This is a genomic window from Pseudomonas sp. PA15(2017), assembly GCF_001945395.1.
Classification (GTDB): domain Bacteria; phylum Pseudomonadota; class Gammaproteobacteria; order Pseudomonadales; family Pseudomonadaceae; genus Aquipseudomonas.
The window spans coordinates 1-22,609 of record NZ_MSXV01000037.1; the positions used below are offsets into that span (position 1 = coordinate 1).

Genomic DNA, 22,609 nt, shown 5'->3' on the forward strand with positions numbered 1-22,609 from the left:
TGCTTTGCCCGCGACCTTCGCCCTGGATATAACCCATAAACGACAATGCCCCTATCAACCGATAGAGGCATTGTCTTCAACTCACCCTCGGACTGCTAGGTTTTCACACAGTCTGCTTGGCTCCCGTCTTTCGTTGCAGTCGACGATTATTCTTCCATCTGCGACTGCAGGTAATTCTGCAGACCCACTGCCTTGATCAGGCTCAACTGGGTTTCCAGCCAGTCGATATGCTCTTCCTCGGATTCGAGGATGTCTTCGAGCAGTTCACGGCTGGCGTAGTCGCCGACGCTCTCGCAGTAGGCGATTGCCTCTTTCAGGTCGATGTGTGCCTTGTGCTCGATCCGCAGGTCGCACTCGAGCATTTCCTGGGTGTTCTCACCGATCAGGATCTTGCCCAGATCCTGCAGGTTCGGCAGGCCTTCCAGGAACAGGATGCGCTTGATGAGCTTGTCGGCGTGCTTCATCTCGTCGATGGACTCGTGGTACTCGTGCTTGCCGAGTTTGGTCAGGCCCCAGTCTTCGTACATACGGGCATGCAGGAAGTACTGGTTGATCGCGACCAGCTCGTTGCCGAGGATCTTGTTCAAGTGCTGAATTACTGTCTTGTCGCCTTTCATGATGAAGCCCGTCCTGCCTGGAATTAAGTAACCGATGGCGAATTCTGGGCTTGCGAAATACGGCTGTCAAACGTAAGTTATTGAAATATAAGTGAAAATAAATATAAATGAGAGTGTTTAAGTTGTGCGTTTTGGCGCTAACTCATTGAATTTCAGGCATAAAAAAACCGGATGCGAGATCCGGTTCTTCAAAAAGGTGCTATTTAAGCCGCAACAAAATTTCCCGGGTAAGCCATTGCTACCTGACTTTGTTGCACTTCACCCAGCGTTTCGCGCACCACTTGCTTGGCCAGGCATGCACATTTGCCACACTGGCTGGCAACGCCCAGGGTTTCACGGACTTCACGGTAGCTGCAGCAACCTTCGTAGATTGCTTCGCGGATCTGACCGTCGGTGACACCTTCGCAAAGGCAGACGTACATAGGCTTGGCCCGTCGCTTGGCTGAGACTGATGGCGAAGGATACTAATGTTAATGAGAATACGTGTCAAAGATAAAACGGCTCTCGATTGATGCTGGCCGGTAACTTTGGATGAGCGGTCGTGCCCAGCGCTGCGCAGGTGGTTTTGCTGGACCGTGGATCAATCTACAGCCAATAAAAAACCGGCCTGGAGCCGGTTTTTTATTTGGGGGAGGGCAGTGATCAGGCGATCTGCGTGCACAGCCCTTCTTCGAGGCCGAGCATGATGTTCAGGTTCTGCACGGCAGCGCCCGAGGCACCTTTGCCCAGATTATCGAGCTTGGCCACCAGCAGCGCCTGCTGCCCGCTGCCCGCACCGAATACCTGCAGTTCGGCGCGGTTGCTGCCGTTCAGGCCATGCGGCGTAATGAAGGGTGCGGTGTCCGCGGCAATCTCGTTGTAAGGCTGCACCTGCACGAACTGCTCGCCCTGGTAGTAGGCGGCCAGGGCCTTGTGCAGCTCGGCGCCGTTGCTGCCTTGCAGCGGAATCATCACCAGCATGCCCTGATCAAAGTTGCCGACCGCTGGCTGGAAGATCGGGCGGGCGTTCAGGCCGCTCCAGTGCTGGATTTCCGGGATGTGCTTGTGATCAAAGCCCAGGCCGTAGGCGGCGTAGGCCGGCGCGCCTTCGCCCTCGTAACGCTCGACCATCTTGGTACCGCCACCGGTGTAGCCGGACACCGCGTTGATGCACAGCTCGCGATCGGCGCCGAGCAGGCCGGCCTCGATCAGCGGGCGCAGCAGCACAATGGCGCCGGTGGCGTAGCAACCCGGGTTGCTGACGGCGCGGGCGTTGGCGATCGCTTCGCGCTGACCCTTGGCCAGTTCGGCCATACCGAACACCCAGTCGCTGGCGGTGCGGTGGGCGGAGCTGGCGTCCAGCACGCGACAGCCGACTTCGCGGGCCTGGGCCGCGGTTTCTTTCGCGGCGTCGTCAGGCAGGCACAGCACGGTGACATCGACCGAGCGCATCAGCGCGAGTTTGGCATCGACGTCGCGACGCTTGTCGTGATCGATGGTGACCACCTCGATCTGCGGGTGATTGGCCAGGCGCTGGCGAATCTGCAGGCCGGTAGTGCCAGCCTGCCCATCGATGAAAATCTGATATTTTTTCATGGCATTCACTCGTCGAAGTCTTCCCAGCCGCCCATTTCCTTCCAGCGATTGACGATGCCGCAGAACAGCTCGGCAGTCTTCTCGGTGTCATAGCGGGCGGAGTGGGCTTCGCGACCGTCGAACTCGATGCCGGCGGCCTGGCAGGCCTTGGCCAGCACGGTCTGCCCGTAGGCGAGGCCGGCGAGGCTGGCGGTGTCGAAGCTGGAGAAAGGGTGGAAAGGATTGCGCTTGAGGTCACAGCGCGCCACCGCGGCATTCAGGAAGCCGAGGTCGAAGCTGCTGTTGTGGCCGACCAGAATGGCGCGTTTACAGCCATTGGCCTTCAGGGACTTGCGCAGGCCACGGAAGATCTCGGTCAGCGCATGTTCTTCGGTCACTGCCATGCGCAGCGGGTGGTCGAGCTTGATGCCGGTGAAGTCCAGGGCTGCCTGTTCGATGTTGGCGCCCTCGAACGGTTCGACCCGGAAGAAGTGGGTGTGATCCGGATACAGGAAGCCGCCTTCGTCCATGCCGATGGTGGTGGCGGCAATCTCCAGCAGGGCGTCGGTAGCGCTGTTGAAGCCCCCAGTCTCGACGTCCACGACCACCGGCAGGTAGCCACGAAAGCGTGCGGCCATTGGGTGGCGCGGCCCGCTGCTGGTCGGCAGGTCCTGATCGTCTTCGTACAGTTCTTCACTCATTGGCCGGCCTCCAGCAGGCGCCAGCGCAGTGTTTCGCCAGCGCGCAGGGGAATCACGGTCTGTTCGCCGAACGGCAGGCTGGCCGGGGCGGCCCAGGCTTCGCGCGCCAGGGTGATGGTGTCGGTGTTGCGCGGCAGGCCGTAGAAATCCGGGCCGAAATGGCTGGCGAAGCCCTCCAGCTTGTCCAGCGCGCCGCGCTCCTCGAACGCTTCGGCGTACAGCTCGATGGCGGCGTAGGCCGTGTAGCAACCGGCACAACCGCAGGCGTTTTCCTTGGCGTGTTTGGCATGGGGCGCCGAGTCGGTGCCCAGGAAGAATTTCGGGCTGCCGCTGGTGGCCGCGTCCAGCAGCGCCTGCTGATGGGTGTTGCGCTTGAGAATCGGCAGGCAGTAGAAGTGCGGGCGAATGCCGCCCACCAGCATGTGGTTACGGTTGTACAGCAGGTGCTGGGCGGTGATGGTCGCCCCGACGGTGGCCGGCGCTTCCTTGACGAACTGCGCGGCATCGGCGGTGGTGATGTGCTCGAACACCACCTTGAGCGTCGGAAAGCGCTCGACGACGCGGCACAGATGCTCGTCGATGAAGGCTTTCTCACGGTCGAACACGTCGATTTCCGAGCGGGTCACCTCGCCGTGCACCAGCAGCGGCAGGCCGGTTTCCGCCAGGGCTTCCAGGGCGCCGCTGATGTTGTCCAGGCTGGTGACGCCGGAGTCGGAGTTGGTCGTCGCGCCCGCCGGGTACATCTTCGCCGCATACACGTAGCCGCTGGCCTTGGCGGCGCGGATATCGTCGCCGGTAGTGCGGTCGGTGAGGTAGAGCACCATCAGCGGTTCGAACTGGCTGCCGGCTGGCCGTGCGGCGAGAATGCGCTGGCGATACTCACCTGCCTCGACGGCGTTGCGCACCGGCGGAACCAGATTGGGCATGATGATCGCGCGAGCAAAGGTGCGGGCCACATCGGCAACGGTGTGCGGCAGTACGGCGCCGTCGCGCAGGTGAATGTGCCAGTCGTCAGGACGCAGCAGGGTGATGCGGTCGGTCATTGAGGCTTCCAGGCGGAGCGAAAACATGCTTGGAATGCTACCGGAAAAGGGCGACGGGGGCACGCCGCAGATAGGCAGGCTGCGCACTCAAGTTTTCCCGTTGGCCACCGATACCCAGAGGGTACGTGGTTGTTTTTCCCGGAGTTCGCTGTGCGCCAGCCTCTTTTCCTTCTCATTGGATTGATCCTCAGTGCTGGCGCGAGCTTGCCTGCCATGGCGATCAGCTTCCAGACCCGCCTGGAAAAGGTCGAATGGCAGGTGGTCGGTGACAAGTTCGAATGCCGCCTCAGCCAGCCGATCACCGATTTCGGTGCCGGGGAGTTCGTGCGCCGCGCCGGTGAACAGGCCACCTTTCGCCTGCAGGCTCGGGAGCGCTTGCTGGGCAGCGGCTCGGCCACCTTGCTGGCCGCTGCGGCGCCCTGGCAACCTGGGCGCGGCGACATCAACCTGGGTGCGGTCAGCGTCCGCAATGGCGAGGTACCGTTCAACAGCAGCCAGGAGCAGGCAGGGCGCCTGCTCACCGGTCTGCTGGAAGGGCGTAGCCCGCTGGTGCGCCATCGTACATCGATGGGCGGTGAAAGCCTGGAAGTGCGGCTGCTGCCCGTGCGTTTTCGCAAGGCCTACGATGATTACCTCAATTGCACCGCCAAGCTACTGCCGGTCAACTTCGACCAGGTACGCCAGTCCACTATCGGCTTTCCGGGCGGTGGCACCGAGCTCGATGCCATGGCCAAGGCCCGGCTGGAAATCATCCTCGACTTCATGAAGGCCGACCCCACGGTCAATCGTATCGAGCTGGACGGGCATTCCGACAACAGTGGCAATCGCCTGACCAATCGCGATCTGTCCCGCCGCCGTGCCTTGGCGGTGATGGACTATTTCAAGGCCCAGGGCGTACCCGAGGAGCGCATCATCATGCGTTTCCACGGTGAGCGTTATCCGCTGGTGCCCAACAACAGCGTGGCCAATCGGGACAAGAATCGTCGCGTGTCCGTACGGCTGGACAAGGTGCCGGATGCGCCGCTACAGCCCACCGAGCAGGCCACCCCGGCAGCGCCACCGGTGCCGGCAACGCCTGCCGCTACTTCCTGAGTCTGTCGCCTCGACGCCATCGCCTGTCGCACCCCTGTAAATCGCGGCCCATGGCAAGTAGAATCACGGGCTTTCGAACAACCCCGTGGAGTGGATGGCATGGCGGACGTCAAAAAGGTAGTTCTGGCCTATTCCGGTGGCCTGGACACCTCGGTGATCCTCAAGTGGCTGCAAGATACCTATAACTGTGAAGTGGTGACCTTCACCGCCGATCTCGGCCAGGGTGAAGAGGTCGAGCCGGCCCGCGCCAAGGCCCAGGCCATGGGCGTCAAGGAAATCTACATCGACGACCTGCGCGAAGAGTTCGTGCGTGATTTCGTGTTCCCGATGTTCCGCGCCAACACCGTCTACGAGGGCGAATACCTGCTCGGTACCTCCATCGCGCGCCCACTGATCGCCAAGCGCCTGATCGAGATCGCCAACGAGACCGGCGCCGACGCCATCTCCCACGGCGCCACCGGCAAAGGCAACGACCAGGTGCGTTTCGAACTGGGTGCCTACGCGCTCAAGCCAGGCGTGAAAGTCATCGCCCCGTGGCGCGAGTGGGATCTGCTGTCGCGCGAGAAGCTGATGGACTATGCCGAAAAGCATGCCATCCCGATCGAGCGCCACGGCAAGAAGAAGTCGCCGTACTCCATGGATGCCAACCTGCTGCACATCTCCTATGAAGGCGGCGTGCTGGAAGACACCTGGACCGAGCACGAAGAAGACATGTGGCGTTGGACCAAGTCGCCGGAAGCGGCGCCGGATACCCCGACCTACATCGAGCTGACCTACCGCAACGGTGACATCGTTGCCATCGACGGCAAGGAACTGAGCCCGGCCACCGTGCTGGCCGAGTTGAACCGAATCGGCGGCGAGAACGGCATCGGCCGTCTGGACATCGTCGAGAACCGTTTCGTCGGCATGAAGTCCCGCGGCTGCTACGAAACCCCCGGCGGCACCATCATGCTCAAGGCCCACCGTGCCATCGAGTCGATCACCCTGGACCGCGAAGTCGCTCACCTCAAAGACGAGCTGATGCCGAAGTACGCCAGCCTGATCTACAACGGTTTCTGGTGGAGCCCGGAGCGTCTGATGCTGCAACAGATGATCGACGCTTCCCAGGCCAACGTGAATGGCGTGGTGCGCCTGAAGCTGTACAAGGGCAACGTCGTCGTCGTCGGCCGCAAGTCCGACGATTCGCTGTTCGACGCCAACATCGCCACCTTCGAAGAAGACGGCGGCGCGTACAATCAGGCCGATGCGGCGGGCTTCATCAAGCTCAACGCCCTGCGCCTGCGCATCGCCGCTGGCAAGGATCGCAAGCTGCTGTAAACGCTGCGTCCCCGTCCACCGCGCCGCCCCGCATTCGCCGGGGCGGCGCTGGGCGATTTCTGTTTCCAGCTGTCCATGATCGACCCTTTCACCGCTCTGGGCGTGCAGCCGCAGGCGCGATGAGCTGTGGGCGTAATGAATCTGGGGCGGAGGATGCACCGGCCAGACGTGCGTCTGGCCGGCGAGGGGAACGTCAGGCTTTGCGGGTCAGCGGTTGCTGATCGAACTCGACGCCGGCCAGGCCGCTCTTCATCAGGGCGCGGATGTTGCCGTGGTCGCTGCCTTCAGGCGTGGCCAGCACGCTGCGGTAGTGTTCGCCGAAGCACAGCAGGGCTTCCTGATCGCTCAGGCCTTCGAGCAGGGCCAGGCCCAGGGTCTTGCACGAGCCTTCGTTCTGGCCGGCTGCGTTGCTCACTTCACCGTTGCGAAAGGCGCTGGGCTGGTAGTCGTAGTGTTCGGCGATAAAGGCCAGGGTTTCGGCGAAGGCGAAATGCTCGGCGCTCAGGCGTGCGCGGAAATCGTTCAGATGGCTCATGCGGTTCCTTTCGGGTTCTTGGCATTGAAGGCAGCTTGCTGCTCCGGGCTGGCTTCGGTCTGGTACTTGGCCTTCCACTCGGCGTAGGGCATGCCGTAGACCTCTTCGCGGGCCTGATCGGGGGTGATGGCGATCTGCAGGTCGTCGGCTGCGGCCTTGTACCACTTGGACAGGCAGTTGCGGCAGAAGCCAGCCAGGTTCATCAGGTCGATGTTCTGCACGTCCGGGCGTTCGCGCAGGTGCTGAACCAGGCGGCGATAGGCGGCAGCTTCCAGTTCGAGGCGTTGTTGGTCGTTCATGGCGATGCTCTCTCCGGGAGGATGGCGGCGATGATAAAAGTCGGCAGGCCGCTCGGCAACCGGGCGGCCGATAGCTCAGCGGTGCCCGGCGAGGGTTATCGATACCGACTCGGCGAAGCGCAAGGCGTGGGGCTTGTCGACCTCCACTTCAGCGTAGCGCACCGCTTCGTGGGTCATCACCAAGTCGAGAATCTCCTGGGTCAACCGCTCCAGCAGGGCGAAGCGGTTGCCTTCCACATGGGCGATGATGGCCTTGGTGATGGTGCGGTAGTTGAGGGCGTGCTCGATGTCGTTGTCACGCACCGCATCGACGGCCGGGTAAAGAATGGTCAGGTTGATCAACACGTCCTGCTTGTTGTTGATCTCCTCTTCCTTGATGCCGATGAAGGTGCGCAGGCGCAGGTCCTTGACGCGGATGCGCGCCATGCCGGGTTCGAGTCTGGGCATGCTTACTTGCTCCGTCCGATCAGTTGCAGGAATTCGTGACGGGTATTGTAGGACTCACGAAAGGCGCCGAGCATCACCGAGGTGCTCATCACCGAATTCTGCTTTTCCACACCGCGCATCATCATGCACATGTGCTGCGCCTCGATCACCACGGCCACGCCGGCGGCCTGGGTGACTTGCTCGATGGCGTTGGCGATCTGCCGGGTGAGGTTTTCCTGGATCTGCAGGCGGCGCGCGTACATGTCGACGATGCGCGCGATCTTCGACAGGCCGAGCACCTTGCCGGTGGGAATGTAGGCCACGTGCGCCTTGCCGATGAAGGGCAGCAGGTGGTGCTCGCACAGCGAGTAGAGTTCGACGTCCTTGACGATCACCATCTCGTCGCTGTCGGAGCTGAACAGCGCGCCGTTGACGACTTCTTCCAGGCTTTTCTCGTAGCCGTTGCACAGGTACTGCATGGCCTTGGCTGCACGCTTGGGGGTGTCGAGCAGGCCTTCACGCTCGGGGTCTTCGCCGAGGCCGAGGAGGATTTCGCGGTAGTGGTTGGGCAGTAGTGGATTCATCGTCAGGGTCCTCGAGGCGCCTCACTTGAGGTGGCGGCCGCCGTTCACGGTCAGGGTGGTGCCGGTGATGTAAGGGGTATCCAGCAGGTAGCGCAGGCTCTGGTAAATCACCTGGGGGCCGGGCTCGAAGCCCAGGGCGGATTTGCTCAGGGCCTTGGCGCGGTATTGAGCGTCGTCGTCTTCGTTGAACATCAGCAGTGCCGGGGCGATGCCGTTGACCTTGATGGCTGGCGCGAAGCGCGCGGCGAACGACAGGGTCAGGCTGTCCAGACCAGCCTTGCTGGCGCAGTACGCCGGCCGATTGGCGGAGCCCTTGCGCACCACGTCATCGCTGATATGGACGATATCCGCCTGCTCGCTGCGCTGCAGCAGTTCGGCGCAGTGCAGGTTGATCAGGTAGGGCGCCAGCATGTGTACGGTGAATAGCTGAGCGAAGGCAGCGGCTTCCTCGCCTGGCGCTTCGGCGAACCAGGCCGAGGCGTTATGGACGATCGCCCGCAGGCTGTCCGTCCGGCTTTTCAGATTTTCGATGAAGGCCAGGATGCTGGCTTCGTCGCCGAAGTCGGCCTGCAGGGTCAGCGCGCCGCGCTCGCGCAAGCGCTGCAGGGCAGGCTTTTCGCTGCGAAAAGTCACGATCACCGGATGGCCGTCGTCGAGCAGGCGCTCGGCACAATGCAGGCCGACTCGCTGGCTGGCGCCGGTGATCAGGATCGGGGCGTTGCTGACGCTCATGGGAGGGTGGCCAAGAGTGGACGAAGGGCGCTGCGACAAGGGTCGGCTAGCCCGGTTGTACAACGTTATAGCAGCCGTACAACCTGTACAACCCTTCGTGCTCTTTGGGAAAGCCAGGCGCCATTACCGCAGGTGGTGGCGCCTCCGTTTCAACTGCTGGTGGTCGTGCTCGCCCGGCGTGGAAGTGGTGCGCTGCGGGTGTCTTGCAGCCAGGGGGCGAGCAGGCGGGTCACCAGCGGGATGAACAGGTAGGTCATCAACGGCGTCAGGGCCAGGGTGCTGAGCAGCACGCGAGTGATCAGCGGCACATCGGCCAGCAAGTTGCCGAACAGCAGGTTGAAACACAGCGACACCGGGAAGAAGGCCAGCCAGATGGCGATGGTCTGTTTCCAGCGCGGCGGTTGGCGCAGGCCTGCGCCGAACCAGGCATCCAGGCCAAGGGCACGGTGCTCGTGGGGTTGTGCGAACAAACCCTTGCCACGCTCCAACCAGGCACGGCGAGAAGCGGAATGCTCCCAGGTGGCCATGGTGTGCTCGTCGGTGAAGCGGAAGATCATCTGAAATTCGTCGTCGCCCGGTGGCGGAGCGAGTACGCCGGAACCCAGGTAGCCGGGGAAGTCGGTAGCCAGTTGTTCGCCTTCGCGCAGCCAGGCGATGAAATCGTGATAGCGCTCGCCAGCGACGCGGCGCGCCACCATCAGGGTAACCGGTTCGGTAGACATCGTGTATCTCCTGCTGAGCACATGGCCAGGGTAGGGCCAGGCGATAGGCGCGGTTCGGGGTGGTGAGCCGCGTCATGATTGCAGCAAGGATTATTCCTATTTCCAGCAAATTAGCTAGCCCGATTCGATGCCGATTCGGCAAAAGTGGCCAGGTGCCGCCATATACAAGGACCGCTGGTGTCATGCCGTTCGTCGGCGGAAGCCGCCTGCGCCGTTTGGCTTGCGGATATTCACCGCAACCTTGCGCCGGCTTGAACAGTCTGGATTCGTTGTGGAGCACGCGAGCCGGGTCATTAACGCCTGTACAGGGCTTGTACAAGTAACGTCAATGGCGGCCCGAGCTGGAGTAGACTTGTGAAATCCTGACCTCTGCAACGGTTTTTTCTATGTCCGATCTGGTTGGTTCTGCACCTTTCAACGTCAATGCTTTCAAGGAAGAGGACCTGTTCCCGATCCGCGAGGTGGCGCGGTTGACAGGCGTGAACCCGGTGACGCTGCGCGCCTGGGAACGGCGTTACGGCCTCATCCAGCCGGTTCGCACAGACAGTGGGCATCGGCTCTATTCGCCTGCCGATGTGGAAACCGTGCGCAGCGTGCTGGCGTGGATCGAGCGCGGTGTGCCGGTCAGCAAGGTAGGGCGCATCCTGACCCGCAGTGAAACCGCCCAAGCCGCGCCCAGCTACGAATCGGCCACCTCGGGCGAATGGGCGCAATGGCAGACCCGTCTGCTCGCCGCCTTGCAGGCATTCGATGAGGCCGAGCTGGATCGTGTGTATGGCCAGGTGTTTTCCAGCTATCCGCTGTCGGTGACCTTTCAGGACATCATCATGCCGCTTTGGCAGCGCCTGCTGCTGCGCTATGGGCGGCCCGGCTATGGCAGCGAATGGCTGTTCTTCGATACCTATCTGCGTGCCCGGGTGCTGCAGCGGTTGCACAACCTACGCGATCAGCCGGGGCGGCGCCTCTTGCTGGTGGCGCTGCCTGGCCGTTGTCGAGAGCTCGAGCTACTGGTGACCGGGCTGCAGCTCAACCCCGCCGATGCCGCGGTACACGTGCTGGGCATCGGCCAGGCGCTGGAGGAATTGCCCCAGGTATGCGGCAAGATGCAGCCGGTGGCCGTGGTGGTGTTTTCCAATCAGGCGCCGGCCGCCGATACCCGGCAATCGCTCGAGCGCCTGTCGTTGAGCCTGGAGTGCCCGGTGGCGCTGGTGGGCGAGGGCGCCGACCTATTGGAAGAGAGCTTCAAAGGCTCGGCGATTGCCTGTCTGGGCAGCGATGGGCGGCTGATGCGCCGCCGCTTGCGGCAATTTCTGGCAGGGCGCCTGGATACCTGATCGGCCCTATAAGCTGTGGGCGTGGGGGTACAGCTTGCGGTGCTCCTGGTAGAGATGGGCCTGCAGGCGCTCGCTGCTGTCCTCGTCCAAGGTCAGCTCGTAGGCGAGCAGGCCGTCATCGGTGATGCGCACCAGGCTGCCTTGGAGAATCACCGGCTCGACATCGTCGATATCCAGACCAAGGCTGAACCGCTGCGGCGGTGAGGCCTTGGCCGTCTGCGCCACCAGCAGACCCGTCAGCGAAAGTTCCTGAACCACCAGGCTGCTTGGCTGACCGTCGCGGCGCAGCAAAGGCTGTGCCGGCTCCAGCGGCAAGCGCCAAGCGCGGTGAAAGGAGCCTTCCTCGAAGATCTGCGGGGTGCCGAGTTCAAGGTGCGGGGCGTTCTGGGCGTCGGTGACCAGATGGGGGGTGAATGTCAGGCGCTGATTGTCGATGTGTGCCTCGATGGTCAGTTGCTCCTTGGCGGCGCAAAGAGCCAGCAACTCGGCGGTCTGGCGCGCGGCATCGACCTGCAGAACCGGGTCCGGTTCGGCAGGGGCGGGAGCGTTTTCCGTAAGCTGCTGAATGAATTCCATTTCGAGGGGGGTTAACAGCGACGAGTCTTGCATTACGACTTCTGCGCAAGGTGGTGAGACTCCCTTGTGACAACTCGTCGGATGTTTCGTTACCGCTACCGCGATTTTTTCAGTTCGGCCAGTTCGGCGCGCAGAGCTTTGAGCTCGCTTTCCAGGGCCTGTACCCGCTCCTGGGCGGCAACATGTTCGCTGACATTCTTCTGGATGCCGATGAAATAGGTGAGCTGGTCGGCTTCGTTGAAGACCGGCGTGATCGACAGCTCGTTCCAGAAGGTACTGCCGTCCTTGCGGTAATTACGAAGCACCTCGCGGCAAGGCTGGCGGCTGTGAATGGCCTTGCGGATCAGCGCCGCGGCCGGCTGATCACGCTCCTCGCCCTGCAGGAACCGACAGTCCTGGTAAAGGATTTCCTCGCTGCTGTATCCGGTCAGGGTTTCGAACGCCGGGTTGGCATAGATGAGGATGTGATCCTCGCCTTCTTGTTCCGCGACCACGATGCCATCGTTAGAGGCCTCGACTACCCGTTGCAGCAAGTTAGCATTGATCATCACATGCGCCCCCTGTCGATTTTCGCCAGTCTACCAGAGGTGCGCGGCTTGCTCGCTTCGCTGGGTGCGGCAGGCGTGAGCCTGATGCCGCATAATGCGCTCAGTCTCAATCGATGGAGTTCTCATGAAAGTCGCGATTCTTTCCGGTTCGGTTTACGGCACCGCTGAAGAAGTGGCCCGGCATGCCGAGTCGCTGCTCAAGGCCGCCGGTATCGAAGCCTGGCACAACCCGCGTGCCACTTTGGCTGACGTCAAGGCGTTCGCGCCCGAGGCCTTCCTGATAGTGACCTCGACCACCGGCATGGGCGAGCTGCCGGATAACCTGCAACCGCTGTACCACCATATTCGCGACCAACTGCCGGCCTGGAGCGGCCTGCCAGGTGGCGTCATCGCCCTGGGCGATTCCAGCTACGGCGATACCTACTGCGCGGGTGGTGAACAGGCCCGTGAACTGTACGGCGAACTGGGCGTTCGTGAAGTGCTGCCGATGCTGCGTATCGATGCCAGCGAAAGTGTCACGCCCGAGCAGGATGCGGAGCCCTGGATCGGAGAATTTGTCGAGATGTTGCAAAAAAGCGACCGTCCATCTTGATGCTCGAACGTTGTTGAACCCTGGCCAGTCGGGTATAGGGAGCGTTCGTTTTCATTGAAGAAAACGGATGAGCTTGCACACCAATTGGATGAAAGGTGACGACAATGAACAAGATGAAGATTCCTGCCCTCGTACTCAGCGGCCTGCTGGCCGGTGCAGTTCTGCCTGCCGTTGCGGATTCCAGTGCTCCGGCACCGGGCACCACTACGCCGCAGCAGTCGACCACACCGGGTGCCCCGCCGACCGATAACGGCATGATGACCCCGGGCACCCCGGCACCTGGCACCGACGGCACCACCACCACGCCGGGCACGGGTACCGGTACGGGCAATGGCACCGGCGCTGGCGCCGATCCGATGCCAGGTGGCACTGGCACCAACGGCGGTTCGGGAACCGGTACTGGCACCGGCGGCGGCATGGGTGGCGGCACCGGCGGTAGCGGCAGTGCCGGTGGCACTGGCGGCGGCGCCAGCCAGTAAGCGCTGATCGGTGTGGGTGTTTCTACCCCGAGGGGTTTGAAACACCCGCCCATGGAAAGGCCTCAGCGAGTAGCTTTGATTCCGTATTTGCGCAGGCGTGTGGCGATCGCGCTGTGTGACGTATGCAGGCGGGCCGCCAGTTGGCGCGTCGAGGGATGGCTGACGTAGAGCCGTTCCAGCAACTCCTTCTCGAACGCCGATACAGCCGTCTCCAGGCTGACCACTTCCCCTCCCGGCTGTTGCTGGGCCACCGCCGTACCGGCGATGTCCAGGTCATCGACCTGCACCAGATTGCTTTCGCAGATCGCCGCCGCCCGAAAGATCACGTTCTGCAGCTGACGCACGTTGCCCGGCCAGCGATTGCCAAGCAGGGCCGGATAGGTTTCCGGCGTCAGGCGGCACTGGGTGCGTTGAATCTGCGCGCATGCCTGCTGCATGAAATGCCGAGCCAGCAGCACGATGTCCTGGCCGCGTTCGCGCAACGGCGGCACCTGCAGGTTCAACACGTTCAGGCGGTAGAACAGATCCTCGCGAAACTCGCCCTCGGCGACCATGCGCTCCAGATCGCGGTGCGTGGCGCTGATGATGCGCACGTTGACGCGCTCTTCGCGGTCGCCACCGACCCGGCGAAAGGTGCCGTCACTGAGAAAACGCAGCAGCTTGGCCTGCAGGTACGGTGACATCTCGCCGATCTCGTCGAGAAACACCGTGCCCTGATTGGCCAGCTCCAGCAGCCCGGGCTTGCCGCCGCGCTGGGCGCCGGTAAAGGCACCGGGCGCGTAGCCGAACAGCTCGCTTTCGGCGAGGCTTTCCGGCAGCGCCGCGCAGTTGAGTGCCAGAAACGGCGCGCCATGGCGCGGGCTCAGGGCGTGGCAGGCGCGTGCCACCAGCTCCTTGCCGGTGCCGGTTTCGCCATGGATCAGCAACGGTGCATCGAGCGTCGCTACCCGCTGGGCGCGAGCCTTGAGGGTGCGGATGGGCAGCGAGTCGCCCAGCAGCGAATCGAACCCCTCGGCATGATCGTGGTGCAGCGCGGCGAGGCGCGCGCCGATGCGACTGGGCTCGTAAAGGGTGAGCAGGGCGCCCGCCAATTGGCCGGCTTCGGCGGTTTCGCTGATGGGGGTGGCATCGAGCAACAGCGCCTGGCCGTTGAGTGTCACCTCACGCAGTGGCAGGCGAAAATGCTGGTCGAGCAGCGCCTGGTGCAGATCGGCGTCGGCGAACAGCTCGCCGAGCGCTTCGCCCTCCGGCTCACGGCCACACAGGGCGATCAGCGCCGGGTTGGCCAGCAGCACGCGGCCGCCGCCATCGACCGCCAGCACCGGATCGCTCATGTCGGCCAGCAAGGCGTCGAGCTGCAGGCGCCGGCGTTGCCCCGGCAGTATGTCGACCACCGTCACCGCCTGCACGCCGCGCACCTTGAACAGTGCATCGCGCAGTTCGTCGAGCACTTCGGCGCTGAGCGTCGGCGCGTCGATGTAGACGTTGGGCGGCACCATCTCTACGGCGTCGAGATTGAGGTTGCGACCGCCCAGCAGGGCGAGCACCTCCTGGGTGATTCCAACGCGATCGATGAAGGTGACGTGAATGCGCATGACGAGCCGAGGCGAGGGGAGAACGGTGGCGCAGTATGCCCGGTCTGCACGGCGACTGTTAACCGCCATGGATCGTTAACCTAACCGTAACGATCTTCCGCCGGGCTTGATTGATGGCCTGCGCCGCGACTTCTAAGGTGCCCCCACGACAGCGGAACTCGTGGAGTCTTCAATGACAACAGCTATTTCCCCACCGCCACAATGGTCGCGGCGCCGAGCCGAGAAAGCGCGGCGGCTCGACCAGGTGCGGCATCTCGTCGAGGGCGTGGTGCTGCCGGGCGACAGGATCGTTGCGGCCCTCGAAGCTCTGATCGCGCCCGGCGACCGCGTGGTGCTCGAAGGCAACAACCAGAAGCAGGCGGATTTCCTCTCCCGCTCGCTGGCCCAGGTCGATCCCGGTCGCCTCCACGATCTGCACATGATCATGCCCAGCGTCAGCCGCGCCGAGCACCTCGACCTATTCGAGCGCGGTATCGCCCGCAAGCTCGACTTTTCTTTCGCTGGCCCACAGAGCCTGCGCATCGGCCAACTGCTCGAAGACGGCCTGCTGGAAGTCAGCGCCATCCACACCTACATCGAACTCTACTCGCGACTGTTGGTGGATCTGATCCCCAACGTCGCCCTGGTCGCCGGCTTCCAGGCCGACCGCCACGGCAACATCTATACCGGCCCGAGCACCGAGGACACCCCGGCGCTGGTAGAACCCACGGCGTTCAGCGACGGCATCGTGATCTTCCAGGTCAACGAGATCGTCGACGAGCTGCCGCGGGTCGACATTCCGGCGTCCTGGGTCGACTTCGTGGTGGTGGCCGACAAACCGTTCTACATCGAACCGCTGTTCACCCGCGACCCGCGCCATATCAAGCCGGTGCACGTGCTGATGGCAATGATGGCGATCCGCGGCATCTACGAAAAACACAACGTGCAGTCGCTCAACCATGGCATCGGCTTCAATACCGCCGCCATCGAGCTGATCCTGCCGACCTACGGCGAGTTCCTTGGCCTGAAGGGCAAGATCTGCCGCAACTGGACGCTCAACCCGCACCCGACGCTGATCCCGGCCATCGAGAGCGGCTGGGTGGAAAGCGTGCACTGCTTCGGCACCGAGCTGGGCATGGAGCACTACATCGCCCAGCGCCCGGACGTGTTCTTCACCGGTCGTGACGGCTCGATGCGCTCCAATCGCCTGATGTGCCAGCTGGCTGGGCAGTACGCGGTCGACCTGTTCATCGGTGCCACGTTGCAAGTGGACGGCGATGGCCATTCCTCGACCGTCACCCGCGGCCGCCTGGCCGGTTTCGGCGGCGCGCCAAACATGGGGCATGACCCCCGCGGCCGCCGCCACAGCACGCCAGCCTGGCTGGACATGGCCACGCCAGGCGGCGAAGGCCCGGTAACCCTGCTCGAGCGCGGCAAGAAACTGGTGGTGCAGATGGTCGAGACCTTCCAGGAGGGCGGCAAGCCCACCTTCGTCGAGCGCCTGGATGCGGTGGACGTGGCGAAGAAGGCCGGCATGCCCCTGGCGCCGATCATGATCTACGGCGACGACGTCACCCACCTGCTCACCGAGGAAGGCATCGCCTACCTGTACAAGGCGCGCTCCCTGGAAGAACGCCAGGCGATGATCGCCGCGGTCGCCGGCGTCACCGCCATCGGCCTGCGCCATGACCCGAAAGAAACCGCACGCATGCGCCGCGAAGGGCTGATCGCGCTGCCCGAAGACCTCGGCATTCGCCGCACCGATGCCAGCCGCGAACTGCTCGCGGCCAAGAGCATCGCCGAGTTGGTCGAATGGTCGGGTGGCCTCTACAACCCGCCCGCCAAGTTCAGGAGCTGGTGATGAATGCACTCAATGCATTACAGCCAAAGCTCTCAGTGAGCGACTGGCTGGCTGATTTAGCGGTAGACGCGCTGATCGACGAGGCCGACCTGTCGCCCAAGCCGGGGCTGGTCGACCGGCGTGGCAGCGGCGCCCATACCGACCTGCACCTGGGGCTTATGCATGCCTCGGCGCTGGCCCTGTGGCCGAGCTTCAAGGCCATGGCCGAGGCGGCGCAGCAAGGCGGCGAGATCGACGTATACCTGCGTGAGGCGGTCGGTCGTATCGGCCGCGAAGGCGAAGAGGAGATGCTGCGCGTAACCGGCGGCGTCAACACCCATCGTGGTGCGATCTGGGCGCTCGGCCTGCTCAGCGCCGCGGCTGCACTCGATACCAGTGCCCTGGCACCCGCCCAGGTTGCGCTGCGCGCCGCCCGCCTGGCCCTGCTCAATGACCGCGCCGTGCCCGTGACGGGCGACAGTCATGGTGCTCAGGTCTGCCGTCTGTATGGCGTGCACGGTGCGCGTGAAGAGGCGCAACTGGGCTTTCCGGCGGTGATCCAGCAGGCGCTGCCGCAACTGGCGCGCAGCCGCGCCGCCGGGGCAGGGGAGCAGAATGCCTGCCTCGATGCGCTGCTGGCGATCATGACTCAACTGGCCGACACCTGCGTGCTCTACCGCGCCGGCATGGCCGGGTTGACCCGCATGCAGAGCGGCGCCCGGGCGGTGCTCGCCGCGGGCGGCTGCGCCAGCCTCGACGGGCGCCGCTACCTGCGTGATCTGGAGCGCGACATGCTGCATCTGCGCGCCTCGCCTGGCGGCGCTGCCGATCTGCTCGCCGCCACCCTGTTCCTCGACCGCCTGCAGCATGGCCTGCCGGCGCAGCTTGGGAGTCTGTGAAATGGAAACCCTGTCTTTTCGATTTTCCGCCGGCCAACCGGCTCAGGGCCGCGCGCTGGTGGGCTGCGTCGGTTCCGGCGACCTGGAGGTGATGCTCGAGCCCGGCCAGGCCGGCATCCTGGCGATCCAGGTGGTGACCTCGGTCAACGGCAGCGCGCCGCGCTGGCAACTGCTGCTCGAGCGTATGTTCGGCGAGCAGCAACTGCCGGCGCTGAACATCGCCATCCACGATTTCGGCGCCACGCCCGGCGTGGTGCGCCTGCGTCTGGAACAGGGCCTGGAGGAACTCGACCATGGCTGATCAGAACATCCAGCGCCTGCTGGCGCAGCGCAGCTTTACCGAACTTGGTGCCCGTGAGCGCGCGCGCGCGCTGCTCGATGCCGGCAGTTTTCGTGAGCTGGTCGATCCCTTCGCCCGGCTGATGTCGCCCTGGCTGCCAAAGCAGGGCATCGTCCCGCAAGCCGATGACGGCGTGGTGGTCGGCAAGGGTTCGCTCGACGGCCAACCCGCAGTGGTGATCGCCATCGAAGGCGCCTTCCAGGGCGGCAGCCTCGGGGAAGTGGGCGGCGCGAAGATCGCGGGTAGCTTGGAACTGGCCGCCGAGGACAACCGTAACGGCACGCCGACCCGCGCCGTGCTGCTGCTGGAAACCGGCGGCGTGCGCCTGCAGGAAGCCAACCTGGGCCTGGCCGCCATTGCCGAGATCCAGGCTGCCATCGTCGACCTGCGCCAGTACCAGCCGGTTATCGGCCTGGTGGCTGGCCCGGTTGGCTGCTTCGGCGGCATGTCCATCGCCGCCGGGCTGTGCAGCTACTTGCTGGTCACCCGTGAGGCGCGCCTGGGCCTCAATGGCCCGCAAGTGATCGAGCAGGAAGCCGGGTTGGACGAATACGATTCGCGCGACCGCCCGTTCATCTGGAGCCTGACCGGTGGCGAGCAGCGCCACGCCAGCGGCCTGGTCGATGGCTATGTGGCCGATGACGTCGAGGCCATCCGCAGCGAGCTGCACGGGCTGTTCGCCAAGGGCAAGCCGGCTTGGGAGCGCAGCCGCCGCCACGCCTGGTTCCTCGAGCGCCTGCGCGCCGTTGACGCTTCCATCCAGGCCGATGCCGCTGCCGTGCGCAGTGCCTACCGGGGAGCATGAACATGACCACTGCACTGGAACAACGCGGCCTGCACTGGTTCAACGCCTTGGCCGGCAAGGCGCAGCCGATTTCCGGGCTGCCCGCCTCGCTGCAGGTAGCCGACGGCGAGCTGGCCGGCCAGCCGGTGCGCTATCTGGCGGTGATCGCCGATGCCGACAATCCCTTTCCCCGTGCCCGCAACGGCGAGGTCGGCCTGCTCGAAGGCTGGGGCCTGGCCCAGGCGGTCGATGAAGCCATCGAGGCGGATCGCGAAAAGGCGCACAAGCGAGCGCTGATCGCCATCGTCGACGTGCCGAGCCAGGCCTATGGCCGCCGCGAAGAAGCCTACGGCATCCATCAGGCCCTGGCCGGCGCGGTGGACGCCTATGCCCGTGCCCGCTTGGCCGGCCATGGGGTGATCGGCTTGCTGGTCGGCAAGGCCATGTCCGGCGCCTTTCTCGCTCACGGCTACCAGGCCAATCGGCTGATTGCCCTGCGCGACGCCGGGGTGATGGTGCATGCCATGGGCAAGGCTGCCGCCGCGCGCATCACCCTGCGCAGCGTCGACGAGCTGGAGGCGCTGGCCGCCAGCGTGCCACCAATGGCTTACGACCTGGATAACTACGCCTCGCTCGGCCTGCTCGCCGAGGTGCTCGACGTGGAGCAGGTGACGCAGCCCACGGCGGCCGACCTGAGCCGCGTGCAGCACGCCCTGAGCCGTGCCCTGGCCGACATCGCCGCCAGCCCCCGTGATTTGCGCAACCGCCTGGGCGCCGCCAACCGCGCGGCCTCCTCGCGGGTGCGCGAATTGCTGCGCGCGCAGTGGTAGGAGCCGATCATGCATGGCCCTCGTCCACATGACCTGCTCTGGGGGCTGCGCCCCGAGCACCTGCCGCAGGAGGCACCGGCCTGGGCTCGCGCGGCTCTGGGCGGGCATGTGCCGGTGGTGGTGCGTCGTGCGCCAGCCGAGCCTGGTTGGGTCGCGGTGGGCGTACGCGGCGCTGCGCGCGAACAACGGTATGCGGCCTGGATGCGCCTGACCGATATCAGTCGTCTGGTCAGCCCCCAGGCGGTCGCCAGGGCCGAGGGCTGGCACCGTCATGCGCAGGCGCATTGGCCAGCGCTGCGGGCGCTCAGCCAGCTGGCGCCGCGTCTCGATGCCCAGGGCCTGGCCTGGGGCGTCACCGGCAGCCTGGGCTTCGAACTGGCCAGCGGCATCGCAGCCGCGCACCCGCACAGCGATCTCGACCTGTCGCTACGCGCCCCCCACCCACTGTCTCGGGAGTGGGCCCGTAGCCTTTGCCGCCTGCTGGATGGCGCGCCGGGGCGTATCGACCTGCAACTGGAAACGTCCCAGGGCGCCGTGGCACTGCGCGAATGGGCCGACGAGGCGCCGCGTGTCCTGCTGAAGGCCCAAGGCGGTCCGCTGCTGGTCAGCGATCCGTGGCAGCTGCAGCAGGTGGCGGCATGAGCACCTTGTGGGCCTTCCCCGGCCAAGGCGCGCAGCAGCCCGGCATGCTGCACAGCTTGCCGGCTGACCCCATCGTTGAGGCGTGCCTCGCGCAAGCCGAGGCAGTGCTTGGCCAGCCATTTGCGGAGCTGGATTCTGCCGAGGCGTTACAAAGCACCCGCGCCGTCCAGCTGTGCCTGTTGATCGCCGGGGTGGCGGGAGCGCGTCTGTTGAAGGCCCGTGGCCTGTCGGCCGATTACGTCGCCGGCCTGTCCATCGGCGCGTATGCGGCGGCGGTGGCCGCCGATGCGCTGAGTTTCGCCGATGCGCTGCGGCTGGTTGCCCTGCGTGGCCAGCTGATGCAACAGGCGTATCCCGAGGGCTACGGCATGACGGCGATTCTCGGCCTCGACCTGAATACCATCGAGTGCCTGCTGGCCGAAGTGAATGGCCCGCTGTCGCCCGTTTTCCTGGCCAACATCAATGCCGAAAACCAGCTGGTGATCGCCGGCAGCCACATGGCGATGCAGGCCGTGGGCGCCCGCGCCCGGGCGGCCGGGGCAGGGGCGGTTAAGCCGCTGGCGGTCAGCGTGCCCTCGCATTGCGTGCTGCTCGCCGAACCGGCGGCAAGGCTGGGCGAGGCGTTCGCCGATGTCGCACTGCGGCGCCCTGCCATTCGCTACCTGAGCGGCACTACCGCGCGGCTGTTGAGCGAGCCCGAGGCCCTGCGTGACGACCTGGCCAACAACATGTGCCGGATCGTCGACTGGGCCGGCGTTCTGCAAACGGCGTTCGAGCGGGGCGTGCGCTTGCACCTCGAACTGCCGCCGGGCAGCGTGCTCAGTGGCCTGGCCCGGCGGGTGTTCGAGCCGGCAATGGTCGTCGCCTTTCAGGGCGCGCGCCTGGACACCCTGCAGGCGCTGCTGCGTCAGGAGGTGAGCGGGAGCCGATAACGACGTCCGATTGCCGAAGCACAAAAACAATAACTTCGATGCGTCAACGAGGATAACAACGATGATCGCCCACCGACGAACTCCACGCGCCATCCTTACCCCTTGCGGCCCCAACCGGCTGCTGGCCGCCGCGCACCCCAAGGCAACCGCCAAGGTGCACCCATGACGTATGCAGCGGCGCACGGCCAGGCAGCACCCATGGATGGCCGGTCGCCATCGGATGAAACCAACCAGGTGTATCGGGAGGGCGTATGAGTCCGGAAATCGCAACGATCATCGGCCTGGTGATCATGTTCATCGTGGCCACGGCACTGCCCATCAACATGGGGGCCGTCGGTTTTGCATTGGCTTTCATCGTCGGCGGCATCTGGGTCGGGATGGGGGGCAAGGAGGTCCTGGCGGGCTTTCCTGCCGATCTGTTCCTGACCCTGGTCGGCATCACCTATCTGTTCGCCATCGCCCAGAAGAACGGCACCATCGACCTGCTGGTGCATTGGGCGGTCAAGGGCGTGCGCGGCCATATCGTGGCCATTCCGTGGGTGATGTTCGTCGTCACGGCAGTGCTCACCGCGTTCGGCGCGCTGGGCCCGGCGGCGGTGGCGATCATCGGGCCGGTGGCGCTGCGCTTTGCCAAGCAGTACCAGATCAACCCGCTGATGATGGGCCTGCTGGTGATTCACGGCGCCCAGGCGGGTGGCTTCTCGCCGATCAGCGTGTATGGCGGCATCACCAATCAGGTGGTGCAGAAGGCCGGGCTGGAGGTGACAGAAATGGCCGTATTTCTCACCAGCCTTGGTTTCAACCTGCTGATGGCGTTCATCTGCTTCTTTGCCTTTGGTGGCATCGCACTGCTGCGCCGTGGACGTGCCGTGGTCGATGAGCCGTTGATCGCCGGCGTCCAGGCTTCGTCGCGCCAGTTCGCCATCGAGGGCCATGGTGCGGTGGTCAGCGCCGGTGGTGGCACCCTGTCCAATGATCCGCAGGCACTGGACGAAGTGCGCATCAACCGCGACCACCTGATCACCCTGGTCGGCCTGCTGGGCCTGGGTATCGCTGCACTGGCCTATGACCTCAACGTCGGTCTGGTGGCGATCACCGTCGCCGTGGCCATCGCGATCATCTCGCCGTCTGCGCAGAAGGGCGCGGTGGATGGCATCAGCTGGTCCACGGTACTGCTGATCAGCGGCGTGGTGACCTATGTCGCCGTGCTGCAGAAAGCCGGTGCGGTGGACTTCGTCGGCCACGGCGTCAGTGCCATCGGCATTCCGCTCCTGGGGGCGCTGCTGGTCTGCTATGTCGGTGGCATCGTCTCTGCCTTCGCGTCATCGGCGGCGGTACTGGGCGCTACGATCCCTCTTGCGGTGCCGTTCCTGATGCAGGGCCAACTCAGCGCCGCCGGGGTGATCTGCGCGCTGGCGATCTCCTCGACCGTGGTGGACGTCAGCCCGTTCTCCACCAACGGCGCGCTGGTGGTGGCGTCGGCCGCGAAGGAAGAGCGCGAAGCCCTGTTCCGTCGCTTCCTGATCTACAGCGGCCTGGTGGTGGCGTTCGGTCCGCTGCTGGCGTGGCTGCTGTTCGTGGTGCCGGGCTGGATGTAAACCGGGGGCAGGTGACGAC

At 64.5% G+C, this 22,609-nt stretch carries 27 protein-coding genes; 13 read left to right on the forward strand and 14 right to left on the reverse strand.

Annotated features, from left to right (window positions below; all coding sequences use genetic code 11):
- Positions 1 to 146: 146 nt before the first annotated feature.
- From bfr to pyrC, 5 genes are all read right to left on the reverse strand, one after another.
- Entirely contained in the window at positions 147 to 617 is a 471-nt protein-coding gene (bfr, locus tag BVH03_RS11705) for a bacterioferritin (RefSeq protein ID WP_075961323.1), read from the reverse strand.
- A 203-nt stretch (positions 618 to 820) separates the two neighbouring features.
- Positions 821 to 1,039 carry a bacterioferritin-associated ferredoxin gene (locus BVH03_RS11710; protein WP_070883855.1) on the reverse strand — a complete coding sequence of 73 codons (219 nt, stop codon included), beginning with the start codon at positions 1,037 to 1,039 and terminating at the stop codon, positions 821 to 823.
- A gap of 220 nt (positions 1,040 to 1,259) precedes the next feature.
- Positions 1,260 to 2,192, reverse strand: a complete 933-nt coding sequence (gene argC, locus BVH03_RS11715) for an N-acetyl-gamma-glutamyl-phosphate reductase (protein ID WP_075961477.1) — start codon at positions 2,190 to 2,192, stop codon at positions 1,260 to 1,262.
- 5 nt (positions 2,193 to 2,197) lie between these two features.
- Positions 2,198 to 2,872 (reverse strand): ribonuclease T, encoded by a 675-nt coding sequence (gene rnt / locus BVH03_RS11720; protein ID WP_075961324.1) that lies wholly within the window; start codon positions 2,870 to 2,872, stop codon positions 2,198 to 2,200.
- Positions 2,869 to 3,915 (reverse strand): dihydroorotase, encoded by a 1,047-nt coding sequence (gene pyrC, locus BVH03_RS11725; protein ID WP_075961325.1) that lies wholly within the window; start codon positions 3,913 to 3,915, stop codon positions 2,869 to 2,871. The genes rnt and pyrC overlap by 4 nt, the downstream gene beginning before the upstream one ends.
- Before the next feature lie 213 nt (positions 3,916 to 4,128).
- Here pyrC and BVH03_RS11730 point away from each other — a divergent pair, with 213 nt between their 5' ends.
- Together BVH03_RS11730 and BVH03_RS11735 are read left to right on the forward strand one after the other, a co-directional pair.
- Complete coding sequence (locus BVH03_RS11730) at positions 4,129 to 5,007, forward strand: OmpA family protein (RefSeq protein ID WP_177344907.1); 879 nt, start codon at positions 4,129 to 4,131, stop codon at positions 5,005 to 5,007.
- Positions 5,008 to 5,106: 99 nt separating this feature from the next.
- Positions 5,107 to 6,324, forward strand: a complete 1,218-nt coding sequence (locus tag BVH03_RS11735; protein WP_075961327.1) for an argininosuccinate synthase — start codon at positions 5,107 to 5,109, stop codon at positions 6,322 to 6,324.
- Positions 6,325 to 6,517: 193 nt separating this feature from the next.
- Here the strand turns inward: BVH03_RS11735 and BVH03_RS11740 are convergent, their stop codons facing one another.
- From BVH03_RS11740 to BVH03_RS11765, 6 genes are all read right to left on the reverse strand, one after another.
- Positions 6,518 to 6,859 (reverse strand): HopJ type III effector protein, encoded by a 342-nt coding sequence (locus tag BVH03_RS11740; protein WP_075961328.1) that lies wholly within the window; start codon positions 6,857 to 6,859, stop codon positions 6,518 to 6,520.
- Positions 6,856 to 7,158: a DUF1244 domain-containing protein gene (locus BVH03_RS11745; protein WP_075961329.1), complete on the reverse strand. Its 303-nt coding sequence runs from the start codon at positions 7,156 to 7,158 to the stop codon at positions 6,856 to 6,858. The genes BVH03_RS11740 and BVH03_RS11745 overlap by 4 nt, the downstream gene beginning before the upstream one ends.
- A 75-nt stretch (positions 7,159 to 7,233) precedes the next feature.
- Complete coding sequence (folX, locus tag BVH03_RS11750; protein WP_070885581.1) at positions 7,234 to 7,605, reverse strand: dihydroneopterin triphosphate 2'-epimerase; 372 nt, start codon at positions 7,603 to 7,605, stop codon at positions 7,234 to 7,236.
- 2 nt (positions 7,606 to 7,607) lie between these two features.
- A complete protein-coding gene (folE, locus tag BVH03_RS11755; protein WP_075961330.1) occupies positions 7,608 to 8,168 on the reverse strand; it encodes a GTP cyclohydrolase I FolE in 561 nt (186 codons plus the stop codon).
- Between the two features lie 21 nt (positions 8,169 to 8,189).
- Positions 8,190 to 8,900, reverse strand: coding sequence for a dihydromonapterin reductase (folM, locus tag BVH03_RS11760; RefSeq protein WP_075961331.1), 711 nt, complete (start codon positions 8,898 to 8,900; stop codon positions 8,190 to 8,192).
- Positions 8,901 to 9,049: 149 nt separating this feature from the next.
- A complete protein-coding gene (locus tag BVH03_RS11765) occupies positions 9,050 to 9,622 on the reverse strand; it encodes an antibiotic biosynthesis monooxygenase (RefSeq protein WP_075961332.1) in 573 nt (190 codons plus the stop codon).
- A gap of 386 nt (positions 9,623 to 10,008) precedes the next feature.
- Here BVH03_RS11765 and BVH03_RS11770 point away from each other — a divergent pair, with 386 nt between their 5' ends.
- A complete protein-coding gene (locus BVH03_RS11770; RefSeq protein WP_075961333.1) occupies positions 10,009 to 10,956 on the forward strand; it encodes a MerR family transcriptional regulator in 948 nt (315 codons plus the stop codon).
- A 6-nt stretch (positions 10,957 to 10,962) separates the two neighbouring features.
- Here BVH03_RS11770 and BVH03_RS11775 read toward each other — a convergent pair whose 3' ends face one another.
- Positions 10,963 to 11,565 (reverse strand): hypothetical protein, encoded by a 603-nt coding sequence (locus BVH03_RS11775; protein WP_075961334.1) that lies wholly within the window; start codon positions 11,563 to 11,565, stop codon positions 10,963 to 10,965.
- A gap of 62 nt (positions 11,566 to 11,627) precedes the next feature.
- Positions 11,628 to 12,080, reverse strand: coding sequence for a PAS domain-containing protein (locus BVH03_RS11780; RefSeq protein WP_075961335.1), 453 nt, complete (start codon positions 12,078 to 12,080; stop codon positions 11,628 to 11,630).
- A gap of 124 nt (positions 12,081 to 12,204) precedes the next feature.
- On the opposite strand from BVH03_RS11780, the gene BVH03_RS11785 reads away from it, so the two are divergent.
- Both BVH03_RS11785 and BVH03_RS11790 read left to right on the forward strand, forming a co-directional pair.
- Positions 12,205 to 12,672: a flavodoxin gene (locus BVH03_RS11785; RefSeq protein ID WP_075961336.1), complete on the forward strand. Its 468-nt coding sequence runs from the start codon at positions 12,205 to 12,207 to the stop codon at positions 12,670 to 12,672.
- A gap of 104 nt (positions 12,673 to 12,776) precedes the next feature.
- Entirely contained in the window at positions 12,777 to 13,151 is a 375-nt protein-coding gene (locus BVH03_RS11790) for a hypothetical protein (protein WP_075961337.1), read from the forward strand.
- Positions 13,152 to 13,213: 62 nt separating this feature from the next.
- Here the strand turns inward: BVH03_RS11790 and BVH03_RS11795 are convergent, their stop codons facing one another.
- Positions 13,214 to 14,746: a sigma-54-dependent transcriptional regulator gene (locus tag BVH03_RS11795; protein WP_075961338.1), complete on the reverse strand. Its 1,533-nt coding sequence runs from the start codon at positions 14,744 to 14,746 to the stop codon at positions 13,214 to 13,216.
- A 172-nt stretch (positions 14,747 to 14,918) separates the two neighbouring features.
- Between BVH03_RS11795 and mdcA the strand changes: the two genes are divergently transcribed.
- The 8 genes from mdcA to BVH03_RS11835 all read left to right on the forward strand — a co-directional run bounded on the left by mdcA (position 14,919) and on the right by BVH03_RS11835 (position 22,590).
- Positions 14,919 to 16,586, forward strand: coding sequence for a malonate decarboxylase subunit alpha (gene mdcA / locus BVH03_RS11800; RefSeq protein ID WP_075961339.1), 1,668 nt, complete (start codon positions 14,919 to 14,921; stop codon positions 16,584 to 16,586).
- The gene (locus tag BVH03_RS11805) at positions 16,586 to 17,464 is read left to right on the forward strand and encodes a triphosphoribosyl-dephospho-CoA synthase (protein WP_075961340.1); all 879 of its coding nucleotides are present in this window, start codon (positions 16,586 to 16,588) and stop codon (positions 17,462 to 17,464) included. Before mdcA ends, BVH03_RS11805 begins: the two co-directional genes overlap by 1 nt.
- A gap of 1 nt (position 17,465) precedes the next feature.
- Positions 17,466 to 17,765, forward strand: coding sequence for a malonate decarboxylase subunit delta (locus tag BVH03_RS11810; protein ID WP_075961341.1), 300 nt, complete (start codon positions 17,466 to 17,468; stop codon positions 17,763 to 17,765).
- A complete protein-coding gene (locus BVH03_RS11815; protein ID WP_075961342.1) occupies positions 17,758 to 18,609 on the forward strand; it encodes a biotin-independent malonate decarboxylase subunit beta in 852 nt (283 codons plus the stop codon). The genes BVH03_RS11810 and BVH03_RS11815 overlap by 8 nt, the downstream gene beginning before the upstream one ends.
- A 2-nt stretch (positions 18,610 to 18,611) precedes the next feature.
- Positions 18,612 to 19,418 carry a biotin-independent malonate decarboxylase subunit gamma gene (gene mdcE, locus BVH03_RS11820; RefSeq protein WP_075961343.1) on the forward strand — a complete coding sequence of 269 codons (807 nt, stop codon included), beginning with the start codon at positions 18,612 to 18,614 and terminating at the stop codon, positions 19,416 to 19,418.
- Between the two features lie 9 nt (positions 19,419 to 19,427).
- Positions 19,428 to 20,060, forward strand: a complete 633-nt coding sequence (locus tag BVH03_RS11825; protein ID WP_075961344.1) for a malonate decarboxylase holo-ACP synthase — start codon at positions 19,428 to 19,430, stop codon at positions 20,058 to 20,060.
- A complete protein-coding gene (gene mdcH, locus BVH03_RS11830; RefSeq protein WP_075961345.1) occupies positions 20,057 to 20,992 on the forward strand; it encodes a malonate decarboxylase subunit epsilon in 936 nt (311 codons plus the stop codon). Before BVH03_RS11825 ends, mdcH begins: the two co-directional genes overlap by 4 nt.
- A gap of 251 nt (positions 20,993 to 21,243) precedes the next feature.
- Positions 21,244 to 22,590, forward strand: a complete 1,347-nt coding sequence (locus tag BVH03_RS11835) for an SLC13 family permease (RefSeq protein WP_075961346.1) — start codon at positions 21,244 to 21,246, stop codon at positions 22,588 to 22,590.
- The last annotated feature ends 19 nt before the right edge of the window (positions 22,591 to 22,609 follow it).